At 72.4% G+C, this 16,646-nt stretch carries 22 protein-coding genes; 12 read left to right on the top strand and 10 right to left on the bottom strand.

Annotated elements, in window-relative coordinates:
- Positions 1-22: 22 nt before the first annotated feature.
- Positions 23-1,321: an FAD-dependent oxidoreductase gene (locus tag ACODR5_RS00470; RefSeq protein WP_488982394.1), complete on the bottom strand. Its 1,299-nt coding sequence runs from the start codon at positions 1,319-1,321 to the stop codon at positions 23-25.
- A gap of 87 nt (positions 1,322-1,408) precedes the next feature.
- Between ACODR5_RS00470 and ACODR5_RS00465 the strand changes: the two genes are divergently transcribed.
- Both ACODR5_RS00465 and ACODR5_RS00460 read left to right on the top strand, forming a co-directional pair.
- Complete coding sequence (locus ACODR5_RS00465; protein ID WP_460817047.1) at positions 1,409-1,756, top strand: ArsR/SmtB family transcription factor; 348 nt, start codon at positions 1,409-1,411, stop codon at positions 1,754-1,756.
- Positions 1,757-1,812: 56 nt separating this feature from the next.
- Positions 1,813-2,511 carry an aquaporin gene (locus tag ACODR5_RS00460; protein WP_488982393.1) on the top strand — a complete coding sequence of 233 codons (699 nt, stop codon included), beginning with the start codon at positions 1,813-1,815 and terminating at the stop codon, positions 2,509-2,511.
- 4 nt (positions 2,512-2,515) lie between these two features.
- Here the strand turns inward: ACODR5_RS00460 and ACODR5_RS00455 are convergent, their stop codons facing one another.
- The 6 genes from ACODR5_RS00455 to ACODR5_RS00430 form a co-directional block, all read right to left on the bottom strand.
- Positions 2,516-2,653 carry a hypothetical protein gene (locus tag ACODR5_RS00455; RefSeq protein ID WP_449853848.1) on the bottom strand — a complete coding sequence of 46 codons (138 nt, stop codon included), beginning with the start codon at positions 2,651-2,653 and terminating at the stop codon, positions 2,516-2,518.
- A gap of 70 nt (positions 2,654-2,723) precedes the next feature.
- Positions 2,724-3,566 carry a hypothetical protein gene (locus tag ACODR5_RS00450; RefSeq protein ID WP_488982392.1) on the bottom strand — a complete coding sequence of 281 codons (843 nt, stop codon included), beginning with the start codon at positions 3,564-3,566 and terminating at the stop codon, positions 2,724-2,726.
- Positions 3,567-3,615: 49 nt separating this feature from the next.
- Positions 3,616-4,542: a carbohydrate ABC transporter permease gene (locus ACODR5_RS00445; protein WP_449853846.1), complete on the bottom strand. Its 927-nt coding sequence runs from the start codon at positions 4,540-4,542 to the stop codon at positions 3,616-3,618.
- Entirely contained in the window at positions 4,539-5,432 is an 894-nt protein-coding gene (locus ACODR5_RS00440) for a carbohydrate ABC transporter permease (protein ID WP_488982391.1), read from the bottom strand. The genes ACODR5_RS00445 and ACODR5_RS00440 overlap by 4 nt, the downstream gene beginning before the upstream one ends.
- Positions 5,429-6,835, bottom strand: a complete 1,407-nt coding sequence (locus tag ACODR5_RS00435) for an ABC transporter substrate-binding protein (RefSeq protein WP_488982390.1) — start codon at positions 6,833-6,835, stop codon at positions 5,429-5,431. Before ACODR5_RS00435 ends, ACODR5_RS00440 begins: the two co-directional genes overlap by 4 nt.
- 201 nt (positions 6,836-7,036) lie before the next feature.
- A complete protein-coding gene (locus ACODR5_RS00430; protein WP_449853842.1) occupies positions 7,037-7,714 on the bottom strand; it encodes a DUF6766 family protein in 678 nt (225 codons plus the stop codon).
- 295 nt (positions 7,715-8,009) lie between these two features.
- Between ACODR5_RS00430 and ACODR5_RS00425 the strand changes: the two genes are divergently transcribed.
- Together ACODR5_RS00425 and ACODR5_RS00420 are read left to right on the top strand one after the other, a co-directional pair.
- On the top strand, positions 8,010-8,507 hold the full coding sequence (locus ACODR5_RS00425; RefSeq protein ID WP_449853841.1) for an SRPBCC family protein: 498 nt from the start codon (positions 8,010-8,012) through the stop codon (positions 8,505-8,507).
- 85 nt (positions 8,508-8,592) lie between these two features.
- Entirely contained in the window at positions 8,593-8,916 is a 324-nt protein-coding gene (locus ACODR5_RS00420) for a DUF7882 family protein (RefSeq protein ID WP_449853840.1), read from the top strand.
- A 66-nt stretch (positions 8,917-8,982) separates the two neighbouring features.
- Here the strand turns inward: ACODR5_RS00420 and ACODR5_RS00415 are convergent, their stop codons facing one another.
- Complete coding sequence (locus ACODR5_RS00415) at positions 8,983-9,315, bottom strand: DUF7882 family protein (RefSeq protein ID WP_488982389.1); 333 nt, start codon at positions 9,313-9,315, stop codon at positions 8,983-8,985.
- Positions 9,316-9,443: 128 nt separating this feature from the next.
- Here ACODR5_RS00415 and ACODR5_RS00410 point away from each other — a divergent pair, with 128 nt between their 5' ends.
- The 3 genes from ACODR5_RS00410 (at position 9,444) to ACODR5_RS00400 (ending at position 11,998) form a co-directional block, all read left to right on the top strand.
- Positions 9,444-10,160: a GTP pyrophosphokinase gene (locus ACODR5_RS00410; protein ID WP_449853838.1), complete on the top strand. Its 717-nt coding sequence runs from the start codon at positions 9,444-9,446 to the stop codon at positions 10,158-10,160.
- A gap of 111 nt (positions 10,161-10,271) precedes the next feature.
- Entirely contained in the window at positions 10,272-11,849 is a 1,578-nt protein-coding gene (locus ACODR5_RS00405; RefSeq protein WP_449853837.1) for a sodium-dependent transporter, read from the top strand.
- Positions 11,846-11,998 carry a MetS family NSS transporter small subunit gene (locus ACODR5_RS00400; protein WP_488982388.1) on the top strand — a complete coding sequence of 51 codons (153 nt, stop codon included), beginning with the start codon at positions 11,846-11,848 and terminating at the stop codon, positions 11,996-11,998. Before ACODR5_RS00405 ends, ACODR5_RS00400 begins: the two co-directional genes overlap by 4 nt.
- Positions 11,999-12,105: 107 nt before the next feature.
- Here the strand turns inward: ACODR5_RS00400 and ACODR5_RS00395 are convergent, their stop codons facing one another.
- The gene (locus ACODR5_RS00395; RefSeq protein ID WP_488982387.1) at positions 12,106-12,576 is read right to left on the bottom strand and encodes an SDR family oxidoreductase; all 471 of its coding nucleotides are present in this window, start codon (positions 12,574-12,576) and stop codon (positions 12,106-12,108) included.
- On the opposite strand from ACODR5_RS00395, the gene ACODR5_RS00390 reads away from it, so the two are divergent.
- The 5 genes from ACODR5_RS00390 to ACODR5_RS00370 all read left to right on the top strand — a co-directional run bounded on the left by ACODR5_RS00390 (position 12,494) and on the right by ACODR5_RS00370 (position 16,080).
- Positions 12,494-13,096, top strand: coding sequence for a TetR/AcrR family transcriptional regulator (locus ACODR5_RS00390; protein WP_488982386.1), 603 nt, complete (start codon positions 12,494-12,496; stop codon positions 13,094-13,096). The genes ACODR5_RS00395 and ACODR5_RS00390 overlap by 83 nt on opposite strands.
- 9 nt (positions 13,097-13,105) lie before the next feature.
- The gene (locus tag ACODR5_RS00385) at positions 13,106-13,582 is read left to right on the top strand and encodes a glutaminase (RefSeq protein ID WP_449855104.1); all 477 of its coding nucleotides are present in this window, start codon (positions 13,106-13,108) and stop codon (positions 13,580-13,582) included.
- Between the two features lie 106 nt (positions 13,583-13,688).
- Positions 13,689-14,540 carry a tryptophan-rich sensory protein gene (locus tag ACODR5_RS00380; RefSeq protein ID WP_488982385.1) on the top strand — a complete coding sequence of 284 codons (852 nt, stop codon included), beginning with the start codon at positions 13,689-13,691 and terminating at the stop codon, positions 14,538-14,540.
- A 143-nt stretch (positions 14,541-14,683) separates the two neighbouring features.
- Positions 14,684-15,421: a LysR substrate-binding domain-containing protein gene (locus ACODR5_RS00375; protein WP_449855106.1), complete on the top strand. Its 738-nt coding sequence runs from the start codon at positions 14,684-14,686 to the stop codon at positions 15,419-15,421.
- Positions 15,422-15,543: 122 nt separating this feature from the next.
- Positions 15,544-16,080, top strand: coding sequence for a hypothetical protein (locus ACODR5_RS00370; protein ID WP_449855107.1), 537 nt, complete (start codon positions 15,544-15,546; stop codon positions 16,078-16,080).
- A 49-nt stretch (positions 16,081-16,129) separates the two neighbouring features.
- On the opposite strand, the gene ACODR5_RS00365 is transcribed toward ACODR5_RS00370, so the two are convergent.
- Positions 16,130-16,537 carry a transferase gene (locus tag ACODR5_RS00365; protein WP_488982384.1) on the bottom strand — a complete coding sequence of 136 codons (408 nt, stop codon included), beginning with the start codon at positions 16,535-16,537 and terminating at the stop codon, positions 16,130-16,132.
- Between the last annotated feature and the right edge of the window lie 109 nt (positions 16,538-16,646).

The following is a 16,646-nucleotide window of genomic DNA, read 5'->3' as shown; positions in this document are numbered from 1 at the left end:
GCGCGCACGTGCACGGGCCCGCTCACGCGCAGCACCCGTCGGACGTGCTGCACACGCCGGTGGCGGGCAGGACGAGCTCCACGCGGCCGGCCGATTCGGCATCGCCCGCGAGCCACGCCACGACCGAGCGCACCTGCTCGTATCCCGTCTTGAGCAGGAACGTCGGCGCGCGGCCGTAGCTCTTCATCCCCACGATGAAGAAGCCCGGCTCGGGGTGGGCGAGCTCGCGGTACCCGTGGGGCTCGACGGTGCCGCACGAGTGCACGTTCGGATCGATCAGGGGCGCCAGGCGCCGGGGCGCCTCGACGATCTCGTCCAGGCCGAGGCGCAGCTCGCGCAGCATGTCGAGATCGGGGCGGAAGCCCGTGGCGTTCACGATCAGGTCGGTGTCGTGGCTGTCCATGCCGTCGCCGCGCCGGCCGTGCACGCGCACGCCGTCGCCGTGGGGCTCGAGGCGCGCGATCTCGAAGGAGTCGACCACCTCGATCCGGCCGGTCGCGACGAGCCGCTCGAGGCGCGATCCGAGCTGCCCGCGCCCCTCGAGCTCGTCGTCGGCGGTCGTGACCCGCGCGGCGCGCGCGTTGCGGATCAGCCACGTCGCGCGGGTGCCGGGCTCGAGCTGCGCGAGGGTGGCGAGGGCGACCAGGGTGTTGGCCGCCGAGTGGCCCGCGCCCACGACGGTGGTGTGCCGCCCGGCGAACCGGGCGCGATCGGCGCCCAGCACGTCGGGCAGCGGCGCGACGAGGCGCTCCGCCACGGCGTCGGCGCCGAGCGGATCGAGGCCGTGCGATCCGAGCCGCCCCGGGTTCGCCCACGTGCCCGAGGCGTCGAGCACGGCGCGCGCGCTGCGTTCCTCCGCGCCGTCGGCTCCGTTCAGCCGCAGCGCGAACGGCGCCTGCGCGCGGCCGCGCGTGCGGGTGCGATCCATGCCCTCCCGGGTGACGGCGGCGACCTCCACGCCGGTGCGGATGTGCGGCGCGATGGCCGGATGTGCGGCCAGCGGCGCGAGGTAGTCGCGCACGAGCTCGGCGCCCGTCGGCGCGACGCCGGCCGGCGGCATCGTCCACCCTCCGGCCTCGAGCAGGCGCCGGGCCGCGTCGTCCACGAGGTGCTCCCAGGGCGAGAACAGGCGCGTGTGCCCCCAGCCGCGCACGGCGTCGGCGACGCTGTCGCCCCGCTCGTAGACGACGAAGTCGATGCCGCGCTCGGCGAGGTGGGCGGCGGCCGCGAGCCCCACCGGGCCGGCGCCGATGATGGCGATCGGCAGGCCGTCGAGCCGGTTGCCCGCGGTGGGGGCGGGTGCGATGTCGAGGAGGGTCATGATCCCCATTCCGTTCATTGAAGGATGTCGATGGACACATCCTGCTCGCATCTATCGACATCTGTCAATATCGACTATCTTCGATGCATGGCCACTTCGCTTCCGCTCCTCGACGCCCCCGCCGCCGCGTGCTGCGCGCCCCTCGCGCGCGAGCCGATCTCGGCGAGCGAGGCGGCGGAGCTCGCCCGCACCATCAAGGCGCTCGCCGATCCGGCCCGCCTGCGCCTGCTGTCGATCGTGGCCGCGAGCGAGGGGCAGGAGGCGTGCGTGTGCGACCTCACCGAGCCCGTCGGCCTCAGCCAGCCGACCGTGTCGCACCACCTGAAGATCCTCACGGACGCGGGCTTCCTCAGCCGCTCCAAGCGCGGCACGTGGGCCTACTACGCGCTCGTCCCGGGCGCGCTCGACCGCGTCTCCGAGGTGCTCAAGCCGTGAGCGGCCGCGCTCCCGCGCGAGGGGGATCGCCCGAGAACGGCCCGCATCCCGCCGAATTGCCCTCTCCGCGGGCGAATGTCCTCGTCTCGGAACCGGGGATCGCGCGGCGGGCGACGGCGGAGGCGCTCGGATCGGCGCTGCTGGCGGCGGTCGTCGTGGGCTCGGGGATCATGGCGCAGCGGACGTCCCCGGGCGATGCCGGGCTGCAGTTGCTCGAGAACGCGTTCGCGACCGCGCTCGGCCTGGCCGTGCTCATCGCGATCCTCGCCCCGATCTCGGGCGCGCACTTCAACCCCGTCGTCACCCTCGTCGACGCCGCCACGGGCGGGCGGGCGTGGCACGAGGTCGCCCCCTACGTCGCCGCGCAGATCGCCGGCTGCATCGCGGGGACGATCCTCGCGAACCTCATGTTCGGCGCCGCCGCCGTGTCGTGGTCGACGACGGATCGCGCGGGCGCGCCCCTCCTGCTCGCCGAGGGGGTCGCGACCGCGGGCCTCGTGCTCGTGATCCTGCTGCTCGCCCGCACGGGCCGCGGCGCGCTCGCCGCCCCCGCGGTAGGGGCGTACATCGGCGCGGCGTACTGGTTCACCGCGTCGACGAGCTTCGCCAACCCGGCCATCACGATCGGGCGGGCGTTCAGCGACTCGTTCGCGGGTATCGCTCCCGCCTCGGTGGCGCCGTTCGTCGCGGCGCAGCTGGTGGGCGGCGCGGCCGGCGCGGCGCTCGCCGTGTGGCTGACGCCGCGCCGGGCCTGACGGATCAGGCGTCCTCGTCGTCCTCGCCTTCGGCCTGCGACGGGTGGCCGCCGACCTCGATGGGGTCGCCGGTGTCGGGGGCGTCCGGGTCCTCGCCCTCGGCCTGGCTCGGCTTGCCGGTCGGCACGTCGTTCTCGCTCATGTGGCCTCCTCTGTCCGGTCCAGAATCGCGCCGGGCAGGGGCCGTCGTCAGGGGCTTGACACCGCCGGGATCAGGGGAAGATCGACTCCTCGTCGGGCAGCTGCGGCACCTCGGTGCGCGGGCGCGCCGGACGGTTCGCCGCCCACAGCGACAGCCCGAGCGCGAGGCCGCCGAGGCCCCAGCCGAGGGCGAAGGTGGGCCACCAGTCCGTGGCCGTGCCGACGCCGTCCCACGCGCAACGCCACCCGAGCGGGAACCAGCTCCACGCGCCCGTGAAGACCGCGCCGTGTGGCGCCGCCCAGGCCTCCGCGGCGCACACCTCGGAGGCCGCCTCCGCGGGGGAGCGGAAGACGCCCGCGAGCATCGTCACCGCCGCCAGCAGCGCGAGCGCGAGGCCGGCGCCGATCGCGCCGGGCGCGCGAAGCTCCGGCCGGGGCGGCAGGCCGAGCAGGGGCGCCGCCGCCACGACGCCGGCGCCCACCCAGAGCGGGGTGCCGAGCAGCGCCACGACGGCGACGGCGTACGCGACGGTGATCGACAGGAGCGGCAGTGCGAAGGGGGCGCGCGCCGGCGTGGGCGAGGCGGCCTCGACGACGACCGTCGCGGCACCCGTCGCGACGAGAACGGCGAGGATCGCGAGAAGGCACGCCAGCAGCGCCTGTCCGAACGCGATCATCCGCGACCGCGGCGGGCGGCGGCGTGCAAGCAGCGCGAGCGCGAGGAATGACGCCGCCGCGATGATCGCGCCGACCAGCGCCATGCCGGCGACCGACGGATCGCCGGGGCGCGGGGAAGAGAGCCCGACCAGCGCGAGGACGATGAGCAGCGCCACGGCGTACGGCGCGCCGATCGCGACCCCGGCGTAGCGGAGCGCGTGCGCCCACGGCATCCGTGGTTCGGGAGCCCGGGTCATGCCCCCGAATCTACGGGAACGGCGATCGGCCGGGAGGCGGGCGGCCCGGTCAGCCCTTGAGGCCCGTCGTGGCGACGCCCTGGATGATGTGTCGCTGCGCGAGGAAGAACAGCACGATCATCGGCACGGTCGTCACCACGCTCGCGGTCACGAGGATCTCCCAGTGCCACTCGCCGCCGAACCCGAAGGCGTCCACGAGCGACTTCAGGCCCCGCGGCACCGTGAACGTGGCGCTGTCGCGCAGGTAGATGAGGCCGCGCATCAGGTCGGTCCACACCGTCTGCACCTCGAACACGAGCGTGACCGCGATGACGGGCCGGCTCAGCGGCAGCGCGATGCGCCAGAACACCTGCCACGGCCCCGCCCCGTCGACCCGCGCAGCATCGAACAGCTCGCGCGGCAGCGACAGCATGAACTGCCGCATCAGGAAGATGTAGAACGCGCTGCCGAAGAGGTTGTGCGCCCACATGGGGGTGAGCGTGCCCACCTGGCCGAGCGAGTTCCAGATGAGGAACGTCGGGATCATCGTGACGGCGCCCGGGAGCATCATCGAGCCGAGCACGAGGGAGAAGAGGAACCCGCGGCCGCGGAAGCGGAAGTGCGCGAAGCCCCACGCCACCATGGCGCTCGACAGCGTCACGGCCGTGGCCGCCAGCACCGTGACGATGACCGTGTTGAGCAGCCACAGCGCCAGCGGCGCCTCCTGCCAGACGGCGATGTAGTTGTCGAACGTGAACGTCTCGGGGATGAGGCGGTTGTCGAACACCTCGCCGCGCGGCTTGAACGACGCGCTCACGAGCCACACGAACGGGTAGACGAAGACGACGCCGACCAGGCACAGCAGCACGATCGAGACGATCCGCCCGATCCGCGTCCGACGCCGGCGCGACGGCCCGCGCCGCGCGCCGGCGATCGATCCGGCCGCCTCCGCGTCGGTGCCGACGGCCAGCGGCACGCGCTCGGTCAGGGCGCTCATCGCGCGGCCCCCTCGTAGTGCACGAGGCGCCGCGAGAGCACCATCTGGACGGCGGTGATCGCCATGATCACGACGAACAGCACCCAGGCCATCGCCGACGCGTACCCCATGTGCAGGAACTCGAACGCCTGCTGGAACAGGTAGATGACGTAGAACAGCGCGGCGTCGTTGCTGTACGTGGAGTTGCCCGCGCCGAAGAAGGCGGTGTACGCCTCGTCGAAGGTCTGCAGCGCGGCGATCGTGTTGACGACGACGATGAAGAACACCGCGGGGCTGATCATCGGCAGCGTCACGCTGAGGAAGCGCCGCCAGCCGCCCGCGCCGTCGAGCGTGGCCGACTCGTACAGCTCCTCGGGCACGCCCCGCAGCGCGGCCAGCAGGATCAGCACCGACGATCCCACGGTCCACAGGCTCATGATCACGAGCCCCGGCTTCACCCACGCCGGGTCGGTCGTCCACGACGGTCCGTCGATCCCCACCGCGCCCAGGGCGCCGTTGATGACCCCGTTCTGGCCGTTGAACAGCAGCAGGAACAGGATGCCCACCGCGACGGGCGGGGTCATCTTGGGCAGGAAGAACACGGTCCGGAAGAACCCGGACGCCCGCCCGGCCCGGTTCAGCAGCATGGCGAGGGCGAGGGAGACCGCCACGTACAGCGGCACCTGCAGCACGGCGAACAGCAGCGTGTTGCCGAGCGCGAGCGAGACCTTCGGATCCTCGAACAGCTCGACGTAGTTGTCGAAGCCGACGAAGTTCGGATCGTTGATGACGTCGTAGTCGGTCAGCGACAGGTAGGCGCTGTACAGGATCGGCCACGCGGTGAAGACCGCGAAGCCGATCAGCCAGGGGCTGAGGAATCCGACGGCGGCGAGGGACTCGCGCCGCCTCATCCCTCGCCCTCGACCCTCTCCCAGGCCTCGTCGAGCGCCTCCTGCGCCTGCTGCTGCGCGTCGGCGAGCGCGTCGGCCGGCTCGGCCTCGCCCGTGAGCACGGCGTTGACGGCGTCGTTCATGGCCTGCTCGAACTCGGCGTCGGCGGGGTTGGCCGGCAGGGCGAAGGTGTGCTCGTTGGCCTCGTACATCGCCTCGACGCCCGCGTCCCACGGCTCGCCGCCCGAGGTCACCATGTCGCGCACCATCTCGTCCGCCTCGGCGTTGCCGGTGAGGATGCCGGTGAACGGCTTGCCCTCGGCCTCGCGCAGCTCGAGGCGCGCCTGCGCGGCCGCCTGCCACGCGTCGAGCGAGGTCATCGCCCGCGCCCAGCGGCACGCCGCCTCGGGGTTCTCGGCGCCCGCGGGGATCGCCCACGCCGATCCGGACGCGTACGCGAGCGGCTCGCCCTCGAGGTCGCGCACGGTGTCGAACGCGAGCGGCGCGTCGGGGGAGACGTCGCTGAGCACGTTGACGTACCACTGCTCCATCGGCATGGCGCCCAGCACGCCGCTGGCGAACTGGTTGCCCTCGCCGAAGAAGTCGGCCGAGTCGCGGAACGCCTTCACGTCGGCGAAGCCGCCCTGCGCGTCGTAGATCGACACGGCCCATTCGAGGGCGCGCACGGCCTCGGGATCGTCGAGGTTCGCCTCGCGACCGTCCTCCGACAGCAGGTCGACGCCGGCGGCCTTCGCCCACAGGGGGAAGAACTCCGGGAGCTTGCTGTCGATCCCGATCACCTCGAGGCCCGTGCCGCCGCGCCGCATGAGCGCCTCGTTCGCGGCGGACATCGCCTCGCGATCCGATCCGTTCACGTCCTCGATCGAGAGGCCGGCCGCGTCGAGCAGGTCGGCGTTCGCCATCGTCAGCTGCACGACGTTGAACTCGGGGATGCCGTAGACCGTGCCGTCGAGCGTCACCTGCGCGAGCGCGGACTCGACGTACATCGACGTGTCGATCCCCTCGCCCTCGATGCAGCGGTCGAGGGGCAGGATCGCGTCGCGCGCCGCGAGCGAGCCGATCTGGTCGCGGTTGGCGTAGACGAGATCGGGCGGGTCGCCGGTCGCCACCGTCGACAGGAACTGCTGCAGATCGAGCTCGCCCTCGATGAGGCGCAGCTCGACGCCGTCGCCGAGCTCCTGCTCGGTCAGGTCCATGCGGCTCGTCGCGACCTCGTCGACGCCCGAGAACCCCATCACCGAGAGCTCGCCCTCGAGCGTCGCGTCCGCGTCGTACTGCGCGTCGTCGTCGCCGCCCGCGCTGCCGGTGCCGACGGCGCAGCCGCCGAGCAGGCCGACCGCGGCGATCGCCGCGAGCGCCCCCAGGCGTCTGCGGCGTGAGGTCACGTTGCCTGAGAACACCATGTCCCGCTCCCTCGTCATCCTGCCGCGGAGAAGCGCGGCGGGGCGACGCTACGCCCGGCCGCGAGCCGTTCGGAAGGTGCTTGACAAGCGGTTCTCTCCCGGAGAAGCGCTTCTCCGGCGTCGGCAGGCATGCCGGGTCCGGCATATCGCGGACCCCGCGGCGGGGCGATCCCCATGCGGCCGCCACGGGCCGCACCGCGTCTACTGCGACTCCTCGCCCGCGACGTGGTGCGGCAGGCCCACCGGCTTCGCCTCGGACGAGCCGCGCTGGCGCAGGTAGATCGAGAACGCCACCATGCAGCCCACCGCGAGGAACTCCGACTGCCAGTTCTGCAGCGTGCGGCTCCAGAACTCCGGGCTCGCGATGTACGCGAGCCACGTCATCGGCGGCTCGCCGTGCTGTGCCGCCTCCTCGTTCGCCACGGTGGTGCCCGCCAGCGACTGCGCGAGCCACGACAGCACGAAGACGGCGCCCATCACGATGAGCATCGAGTTCGACAGCAGCCAGCGCCGCGCCCCCTCCACCTTCGCCCACGCGGGCGACTCGGGCAGCGCGTGCGGGCCGAGCAGCTGATCCTCCTCGGACCCGCGCCCCTCGTCGCCGGGCTTCTTCGACTCGGGCGATCCGCGCTGCACCAGCCACACCGTGGCGAGGATGAACACGAAGAACTGCAGGAACTCGCTCTGCCAGTTCTCCGCGACGTCGACGACGAACTCGCTCGACGTCACGTACTGCCACAGTCCCTCCTTGGGCCTGCCGTGCCTGACCAGCTCTTCGTTGCTCTGCGCCAGCCCCGCGAAGGCCTGTCCGATGATCGTGGCGAAGAAGATCGCGAGGAAGAACAAGCTCAGGCCCGCGTCGCGTGCGAAGTGCCGCATGTCACCTCCCCAGGGCCGGGATCAGGATCATCAGCGCCAGGCCGACCGTGACGATGGTGATCCAGGCGCCGAAGGCGAACCGCATGGGGCGTCGATCCACGTCTTTCTCCATGCCGCGATCCTCACGCGAGGCGCACGGCGGTGCCACGGGTTGACACGGCCGGCGCCCGAAGCTTGCGGGCATCGGCATGTTGAGCGCCGTCGCGCCCGGCGTCAACCCCGTCGTCAACGCGATTCGCGGTGCCTAGCGTGGCTCGCACGACATCCGCAGATGAGATCCCTAAGGAGGCACGAGATGGCCACGACCACACTTCGCGCGGAGGTGGACGTCGAGGCGCCCATCAGCAAGGTGTACGACCAGTGGACGCAGTTCGAATCGTTCCCGGAGTTCCTGGGGGCCGTGAAGTCGGTCGAGCAGATCGATGACGTGCGCACGCGCTGGACGGTGAGCATCGCGGGCAAGGAGAACTCGTTCTACGCCGACGTCGTCGATCAGGTGCCCGACCGTCACGTCTCGTGGCAGAGCGCCGACGGCACCTTCCACCGCGGCAGCGTCGAGTTCGAGCCGAACGCCGAGGGAACGCACGTGCGCCTCGAGATGGAGTGGGAGCCCGAGGGGCTCCTCGAGAAGGCCGGCGCGGCGCTCGGCATCGACGACGCGCAGGCACGCATGGACCTGCGGCGCTTCAAGGAGTTCATCGAGGAGCGCGACTCGGAGACCGGCGCGTGGCGCGGCGAGATCCACGGCGCGCAGGAGACCTCGCGCGACCAGGGCGGCGTCGCAGGCATCTGACGCGTCCCCGCAACGGCCCGGGTACCACCCGGGCCGTTGCCCGCGCCCGCGATATCGCCCGGCGCGGGTCGGTTAGAGTCGCCCCATGGGACGGTTCCTCTATGGCGCGGCGGCCACAAGCGTCGAGATCGATGACCGCACGCTGGCCCACCTGCGCATTGTCGTCATGAACAAGCTGCGCCGGGGCGAGCCCTTCATGTTCGACACCAAGCTCGGCGAGGGCGAGGGGCGACGCAGCTTCTGGCTGCACCCCTCGATCCCGATGCAGTTCCACTTCTCGGGCGGGCGCGCGCCGCGCCTGAACCGCGCGTGGCTCGACGACCTCATGCTCGCCGCGAGCGGTCCCAACGGGCTCACGATCACCCCCGAGCCGCCCGAGCCGAGCTCGCAGCCGGCGGGCGAGGACTGAGCCGCCCGCAGCTCAGACGAGAAGAGCGCCGATCCCCGCGGGGGGCGGCGCTCTTATAGTGCGCGCTCAGTTGCGGGCGGGCTCCTGGTCGGGCGGCGACTCGACGTGCTCCTCGGTCAGCACGACGCCGCCGAGCGCGTTCGCCGAGTGCGCCAGCTCCTCGATCCAGGCGCGGTTCAGCTCGGGCGCCTCGGGCTCGTCGAACACGAACCGCAGCGGCAGCGACGGGTTGATCCAGATGGTGCTGCGCCCGGTCGGCTCGGACTCGTGGTGCTTCCACGAGACGGTGAAGCTCTCGTTGCGGCGCAGCTTCGCGACGATCACGACCTTCAGGTGAGCCAGCGCGCGGTCCTCGATGTGGATCGGTACGGCGGATCCGCCGTAGTACAGGATGCCCATGGGGCCACGGTATCCCGTGATGCCCGTTCGCGCACGCGCCGCGCGCCGCGCAAGGGCGCCGGACGTCGCGGGCAGAACCATAGGCTTCTCACAGCCGACGCCGACCCCGCCTGAATAGCGTGAGTGGCATGACCACCGATGCGGCGGACGCGCTCGCCTTCGACGACGAGGCGCTGGCGGAGGCGCGGGAGATCCGCGACGACCTGGCCCGGTTCCTGTCGGAGTACCGATTCGGGATGCGCGAGATCGAGACGAAGATGCTCATCCTGCGCGACGACTTCGAGCACACGCACGCGTACAACCCGATCGAGAACGTGTCGTGCCGGCTGAAGACGCCCGACTCGATCCTCGCCAAGGTGATGCGCAAGGGGATCGAGCCCGACTTCGACACGATCCGCGAGCAGGTCACCGACATCGCCGGCGTGCGGGTCACGTGCAGCTTCGTGAGCGACGCCTACCGGCTGTTCGAGCTGCTGGCGGGGCAGGACGACGTGACGGTGCGCGAGGTCAAGGACTACATCGCGCACCCCAAGCCCAACGGCTACAAGAGCCTGCACGCGATCGTCGAGGTGCCGGTGTTCCTCTCGACGGGGACCGTGCATGTGCCGGTGGAGGTGCAGTTCCGCACGATCGCCATGGACTTCTGGGCGAGCCTCGAGCACAAGATCTACTACAAGTACGAGCGCCAGGTGCCGGTGCGCCTCACCGACAGCCTGCGCGACGCGGCCCTCACGGCCGCCGAGCTCGACGAGCGCATGGAGCGCATCCACCGCGAGATCCACGGCGCGCACCCGCCGATCCGGCCGCTGCGCGCCCTCGACGGGGGCGACGACCAGGTCGCCTGAGCCCGCGGCTCCCGACGCGACATCCCGCGCGCTGTTCCCTCGCGCCCGCCCGGCCGCGTATTCTCGGTCACCGGCGAAGGCCGTCACCGAACGTCGCGAGCGAGGAGCACCATGGCGCGAGCGCAGCGCGAAGTCACCGCCGTCCCCGAGCGGGAGCAGTGGTCCGGGCAGGTGGGATTCATCCTGTCCGCCCTCGGCTCGGCCGTCGGGCTCGGGAACATCTGGCGCTTCCCGGGCGTCGCCTACGAATCCGGTGGCGGGGCGTTCCTCATCCCGTACCTCGTGGCGCTCGTCACCGCCGGCATCCCGATCCTGTTCCTCGACTACGCGATCGGGCACCGCTTCCGCGGCTCCGCCCCGCTCGCGCTGCGTCGCCTCGGCGGCAAGCTCGGCGAGGGGCTCGGCTGGTTCCAGGTGCTCATCAGCGTCTTCATCGCGATCTACTACACGGCGGTGCTCGCGTGGTCGTCGAGCTACTTCGTGTTCTCGTGGGACCTGCGATGGGGCGATGACCCCACCGCCTTCTTCACGGGCGACTACCTGCACGCCGCCGACTCGACGACGGCCCCGTTCACACTCGAGTACATGCCGGCCGTGGCGATCCCGCTCGCGATCATGTGGATCGTCACCCTGGGCATCCTCGCCGCGGGCGTGGTGAAGGGCGTGCAGCGCGCGAACGTCATCATCATCCCGCTGCTCGTGCTCGCGTTCCTGACGATCGTGATCTACTCCCTCACGCTGCCCGGCGCCGCGCAGGGCCTCGACGAGTTCTTCACCCCCGAATTCGCCGCGCTCGCCGATCCGAACGTCTGGATCGCGGCGTACAGCCAGATCTTCTTCTCGCTGTCGGTGGCGTTCGGCATCATGATCACGTTCGCCTCGTACCGCAAGCGCCGATCCAACATGACCGGCGCGGGCCTCGTCGTGGCCTTCGGCAACTCGTCGTTCGAGATCCTCGCGGGCATCGGCGTGTTCGCGACGCTCGGGTTCTTCGCGTTCCAGCAGGGCGTCGCCGTCGGCGACCTCGAGGGCCTGACGGGCGTGGGCCTGGCGTTCATGACCTTCCCCGCCATCGTGAGCGAGATGCCCGGCGGCGAGTGGGTCGGTGCGCTGTTCTTCGGATCGCTCACGCTCGCGGGCCTGACGTCGCTCATCTCGATCCTCGAGGTGATCATCGCCGCGCTGCGCGACAAGTTCGCCCTCACCCGGGCCCAGGCGGTGCTCGGCTTCGGCGGCGCACTCGCCGTCGTGTCGATGGTGCTGTTCGGCTCCACCTCGGGCCTCACGGCGCTCGACACCGTGGACAACTGGGCCAACAACGTCGGCATCGTCGGCTCGGCCGTCGCCATGTCGGTGATCGTGCTGTGGGTGCGCCGCCGCGGCCGCGAGCTGTCCCGGCACCTCAGCGCGCTGTCGACGTTCCACGTGGGTCGCCTGTGGACGTTCTTCACGGCGGTGCTGGCGCCGGCCGTGCTCGCGTACATGCTCATCACGAAGATCATCGATCTGTTCGTGAACGGGTACGGGGGCTACCCCACGTGGTATCTCGGCGTGGCCGGCTGGGGATCGGTGCTCATCATGATCGTCGGCGCGCTCGTGCTGCCGCAGCTGCGCTGGCGGCATGATCCCGACCGGTTCGAGGCCTGGCCGACGGATGCGCAGCTGAACCTGAAGGGAGGCGCCCGATGAGCGGCATCGCCATCGCGTCCTTCGTCATCGCCGCGGTGCTGGTCTGGGGCGGCCTCGCTGCCTCGATCGTCTTCCTCGTGCGCCGCCCCGAGGTGGCGTCGTACCCCGACGGCGGCACCGAGGACGACCGCGACGAGGACGAGCTCTAGCCGCCGGCCTCACAGGCGGGAGATCGGCGAGAATCCATCGCCGCGCCGAGAATCCGCGGGTGACGGGATTCTCTGCGCGGGTCTGGATTCTCGCGGGTGTGCGGCGATCAGGCCGCGGACCAGCCGCCGTCCGAGGGCAGGATGACGCCGTTGAGGTTGGTGGCGTCGTCGGTCAGCAGGAACGTGATCGACGCGGCCAGCTGCGAGGCGTGGGCGATCGAGGGGATCGCCGCCATGCCGCGCTGGATGCGGGGCGCGGCGAACTCGCTGGCGAACGTGCCCTCGATGTTCGTCGCCACGGCGCCGGGCGCCACCGCGTTGATCCGCACGCCTGTGAGCGCGTAGAGGTACGCCGAGCTCTTCGTCATGCCGACGACCGCGTGCTTCGACGCGGTGTACGCCGTGCCGGCGGCCGAGCCGCGCAGGCCGGCCTCGCTCGCGACGTTCACGATCGATCCGGCGCCGCGCTCGAGCATGCCGGGCAGCACCGCCTTCATGAGCTTGAACGAGCCCGTCACGTTGACGGCGAAGACCTTCTCCCACAGCGCGGGGTCGATCTCGTGGATCGAGCCCTCCAAGAGCAACCGCGGACCCGCCGCCGGTCCCGCGAACCGACGCGCCCTCATCGCGGCCGGGCGGGAGCTGTTCGCCGAGCAGGGCTTCGGGGTGCCGTTCAGTCAGATCGCCAAGCGGGCGGGCGTCGGCCAGGCCTCGCTGTACCGCCACTTCCCCGACAAGACGGCGCTGGCGGTCGCGGTGTTCGACGAGAACCTCGCGGCCGTCGAGGCGCAGGCGCACGACCTGCGCGGGCTGCTCGAGCTCGTCGTGGCCCAGGCGCGCATGTCGGCGTCGCTGCTCGAGGCGCTCGCGCCGTCGACCGATCCCGCCGTCGCCGCCCTCGCGCAGCGGCTGGAGCGGATCATCGCCGGGATCCTCGGGCGGGAGCGCGAGGCGGGTCGGGTGGACCCGTCTGTCACGGTCGAGGACGTCGCCACGGCCGTGAGCATGGCGGCGTTCCACACGGCGTTCGCGCCCGAGGGGCGGCCCGACGCCGGACGGGCCGCCATCGCGCTGATCGAGCGGGCCCTCGCACCGTAGCCTGGTCGGGTGGACCCGGCCGAGCTCTTCGACGAGGCGCGGCGACGGCTCGCGCCCGTGCCGCGGGAGGCCCTCGGCCGCCTGAAGCTGCCCGGCGGGCTGCGGCGGGCGCTGGGCGCCCGGCCCCGGATCGTGCCCGATGGCGAGGCCTGGCGCGTGGGCGTGCTGCTGATCGGCGACGACGCCGTGCACGAGGTCGGCCAGGTGCTGCGCGCGAGCGAGGAGCGACGGCGCGGCTTCACCGCGGAGGCGGCGCGGCGGCGCGCCGAGGCGGCCGCGATGTGCGTGCGCGGGGGCTTCGCGGAGGGGACGACGGTCAACGTCGACCACGCGCGGATCGACCTGGCGGCGGTGGCGGCGGGAGAGGCGTCCGGCCCGCTCTCGTGGCGAGACGGCGCCCTCGTGGTGCGCTGGACCGCGGGCGGGGCGCTCATGCCGCTGGACGCATACCTCCGGGAGCGCGTCGCCATGCTGCGGGGAGAGTGACCGCACGCACGCACATCCGGCGGGCCGGGACAAGCCCCTGTCGGCGGATGTCGGCGGTGCGGAGAGTGGAGGCATGCATCCTCTCGAGAAGGCGAGGCGAGCCGACGTGAGCGATCCGCACGAGCGGTCCGTGCCGTCCCCGGCAGGGGAGAGCCGCCACCGCGACGGCCTGCGGCAGGTCGTCGTCGCGATCTGCGTCGTCGCCGCGATCGCCGCGGGCTTCCTCGGCTCCGGGGCGGCGGGCGGACGGTCGGTCGCCGAGACGCAGGGCGGCGCGCTCGGACCGGCCGGATCGCTGCTCGCGCCCGCGACGCCCGCGTTCATGATCTGGACGCCCCTCTACGCCGGGCTGGTCGCGTACGCCGTCTGGCAGGCACTGCCCGCCCAGCGGCACGATCCGCGGCACCGCGCAGCGGGGTGGTGGCTCGCGGCCGTCGCCGCGCTGGAGGGGCTGTGGATCCTCGCCGCGCAGCTGCTGCCGCTGTGGACCACCGTGGTCGTGATGGCACTGCTCGTCGGGACCGCGTATCGGGCATTCCGCGGCGCGGCGACGACGCGGCGGCGCCAGAGCCTGCTCGGCGGTCTGCTGCTCGACGGGCTCGCGGGCGCGCATCTGGGCTGGGCGCTGGCGGCCGGTGTCGCGAACGCGGCGGCGTGGATCGCGGCGCTGAACCTGGGCGGCTGGGCGGGCGACGGCGGCGGCGTGCTGGCGCTCGTGGCCGTGTGCGCCGCGGGCATCGCCGTCTCGGCGCGCAACAGCTGGGCGGTCGCGATGCCGCTCGCCATCGCGTGGGGCACGGTGTGGATCGCCGTCGAGCGGCTCACCGGCGAGCCGCGCAGCGTTCCCGTCGCCGTGGCGGCGCTCGCCGCGGCCGCGCTGCTCACGGCGGTCTGCGTCGCGATGCGCGTCGTGATGCTGCGTGCCGGGCGCGACGGCGCGCCGGGCGCCGAGGCGTAGCGGCGGGCGCGCGGCCCCGCGGAGGAGAACGGTCGCACCGGAGGAGCGATGGGCCGATCCGGTCCTCCGCTGGCGCCGTTCTCCTCCGGACCGCAGCCGTGCCGCCCGGCGGGTGCCGGACGGGGCGCGGGTAGCCTTGCCGTATGGCCAAGGGCAGCGCGGGAGGCGGTCGCCGCGGCGGCGCCAGGGCGCCCCGCGGGGGACGGCCCCAGCCCACGCGTGCGCCCCGCGCCCCGAGCCCGGCCCCCCGCCGGCAGGCGGCGGACACCCCGGCGGCGCCCGAGCCCCGGGTCTTCCGGCTCGGCGTCATCCCCGGCGCCATGCCGGGCAAGTGGATCGAGCGGTGGCGGGAGCGCATGCCGCACGTCGCGCTCGAGCTCGTGCCGATCGCCGTCGCGGACCAGCGCGCGGCGCTGGACGACGGGCACGTCGACGCCGCGCTCGTGCGCCTGCCGCTGGCCGGGGATGCGGACGCCGTGCACGCGATCCGGCTCTACGACGAGACGCCCGTGGTGGTCGCCGGGCGGGACTCCTCGCTCCTGGCCGCCGACGAGCTGCACCCGGACGATCTGGAGGGCGAGGTGCTCGTGACGCCCGCCGACGATGTGCTCGGCCCGCTCGCCCTGCCCATCGTGGCGCCGCGCTTCGACGCTCCGGAGACGACGGAGGACGCCATCGCGATCGCCGCGACGGGGGTGGGGGTGGTGGTCGTCCCGCTCTCGCTGGCGCGCCTGCACCACCGCCGCGACGTGGACCACCGCGCGCTCGTAGGCGGCCCCGAGAGCACGGTGGCGCTGGCGTGGCGGCGGGACCGCGATTCCGACGACGTCCAGACGTTCGTGGGCATCACCCGCGGGCGCACCGCGCGCTCGTCGCGCTGAACGACCGCGTCACCGGCCGACGAGCCGCGGCCTCGACCGGTCCGAGCGGACCGTGGGATCTCGCTCGGCGGGTCCGGATGTCACGGGGGCTTGGTATCCTCGCGGTGCGAGGAAGAGGTGCCATGGCGACTCACGGTGAGAAGAAGCGGCGGGGCGCAAAGCTGCTCACGGTGTTCGGCATCGTGCTCATCGCCGCGGGAGCGGTGATGATCGGCACGTACGCCGTCATGCCAGAAGAGAGCGCGCGGGTGTACGGCGCGCTCAAGACCAAGGTCACGAGCACCGTCGACGAGGTCAAGGAAGAGGTCTTCGAGGAACTGCCGACGGTGCGAATCGGGGTCGTCGGCGGCCGGCACGAGCTCGACCTCTGCGATGGCACGTTCACCGTCATGAGCTCGTACGAGCGCGAGGGTGTGCCAGAGACGGCGGCCGCGCACAACAACTGCGGCGGCGACGTGCTGCTCGGCTGGGAGCAAGGGCAGCGCATTCGGATCGAGGGCCGCGACCAGGTCTACGAGGTCGTCGACATCCGATACACGTCCAAGATCTGGTCGAGCACGGCCGACCTCGTCGGCCTCGGCGGCGAACTCGCGCTGCAGTCCTGCTTCTACGGCGAGGACCGCATGAAGTTCGTCGGCCTCGCCCCGGTCGATTCCTGACGCGCGTCAGGAGCGATCGATTCCTGACCGCCGTCGGTCCTGACGCGCGTCAGGCCGCGAGCAGGAAGCCGCGGCGGTCGGTCTTGACCCGCGCGCCGTCGGCGATGGACTCGTCGTCGCGGATGATCGCGCCGTCGGGGATGAGCGCCTCGGCGCCGATGTGCGAGCGCACGCCGATGTGGGCGTGCGAGCCGATCACGGCGTTCGGGCCGATCTGCGCGTTGGCGTCGATGATGGCGCCGGGGCCGACCTGCGCGCCCGGCTCGATCCACGCGCCCCGCGCGACGCGCGCGCCCGCGGCGATCCGCGCGCCCGGCTCGATGTAGGCGCCCGACTCGACGCGCGCCTCGGGGTGCACCTTGGCGCCGTGCGCGACGAGTCCTCGGCCGTTCACGTGCTTGCGGTAGCGCAGCGTCTCGCCGCGCTCGTTCTCGATGTCGACGTAGTTCTTGCCCACGATGTCCCTCCGCGGCCAGCGGTTGTGGCCGCCATTCCCCACCAACACCATGCCTCCCCGGGCTATTCCCGAGCGGGGAGCTTGCTCCACGTGCGCTGTGCTCCGGTTC

It is taken from the genome of Microbacterium sp. FG3 (assembly GCF_057809335.1).
The sequence above is the reverse complement of the archived record's forward strand: the minus strand, read 5'-3'. Positions and strand labels throughout refer to the sequence as shown.

Coding starts and splice junctions, on each gene's coding strand:
- ACODR5_RS00465 (WP_460817047.1), top strand. CDS start 1,409: ATGGCCACTTCGCTTCCGCTCCTCGACGCCCCCGCCGCCGCGTGCTGC.
- ACODR5_RS00390 (WP_488982386.1), top strand. CDS start 12,494: ATGAGCTTGAACGAGCCCGTCACGTTGACGGCGAAGACCTTCTCCCAC.
- ACODR5_RS00400 (WP_488982388.1), top strand. CDS start 11,846: ATGAGCGGCATCGCCATCGCGTCCTTCGTCATCGCCGCGGTGCTGGTC.
- ACODR5_RS00370 (WP_449855107.1), top strand. CDS start 15,544: ATGGCGACTCACGGTGAGAAGAAGCGGCGGGGCGCAAAGCTGCTCACG.
- ACODR5_RS00430 (WP_449853842.1), bottom strand. CDS start 7,714: ATGCGGCACTTCGCACGCGACGCGGGCCTGAGCTTGTTCTTCCTCGCG.
- ACODR5_RS00440 (WP_488982391.1), bottom strand. CDS start 5,432: ATGAGGCGGCGCGAGTCCCTCGCCGCCGTCGGATTCCTCAGCCCCTGG.
- ACODR5_RS00455 (WP_449853848.1), bottom strand. CDS start 2,653: ATGAGCGAGAACGACGTGCCGACCGGCAAGCCGAGCCAGGCCGAGGGC.
- ACODR5_RS00470 (WP_488982394.1), bottom strand. CDS start 1,321: ATGACCCTCCTCGACATCGCACCCGCCCCCACCGCGGGCAACCGGCTC.
- ACODR5_RS00445 (WP_449853846.1), bottom strand. CDS start 4,542: ATGAGCGCCCTGACCGAGCGCGTGCCGCTGGCCGTCGGCACCGACGCG.
- ACODR5_RS00410 (WP_449853838.1), top strand. CDS start 9,444: ATGACCACCGATGCGGCGGACGCGCTCGCCTTCGACGACGAGGCGCTG.
- ACODR5_RS00420 (WP_449853840.1), top strand. CDS start 8,593: ATGGGACGGTTCCTCTATGGCGCGGCGGCCACAAGCGTCGAGATCGAT.
- ACODR5_RS00450 (WP_488982392.1), bottom strand. CDS start 3,566: ATGACCCGGGCTCCCGAACCACGGATGCCGTGGGCGCACGCGCTCCGC.
- ACODR5_RS00375 (WP_449855106.1), top strand. CDS start 14,684: ATGGCCAAGGGCAGCGCGGGAGGCGGTCGCCGCGGCGGCGCCAGGGCG.
- ACODR5_RS00435 (WP_488982390.1), bottom strand. CDS start 6,835: ATGGTGTTCTCAGGCAACGTGACCTCACGCCGCAGACGCCTGGGGGCG.
- ACODR5_RS00405 (WP_449853837.1), top strand. CDS start 10,272: ATGGCGCGAGCGCAGCGCGAAGTCACCGCCGTCCCCGAGCGGGAGCAG.
- ACODR5_RS00425 (WP_449853841.1), top strand. CDS start 8,010: ATGGCCACGACCACACTTCGCGCGGAGGTGGACGTCGAGGCGCCCATC.
- ACODR5_RS00415 (WP_488982389.1), bottom strand. CDS start 9,315: ATGGGCATCCTGTACTACGGCGGATCCGCCGTACCGATCCACATCGAG.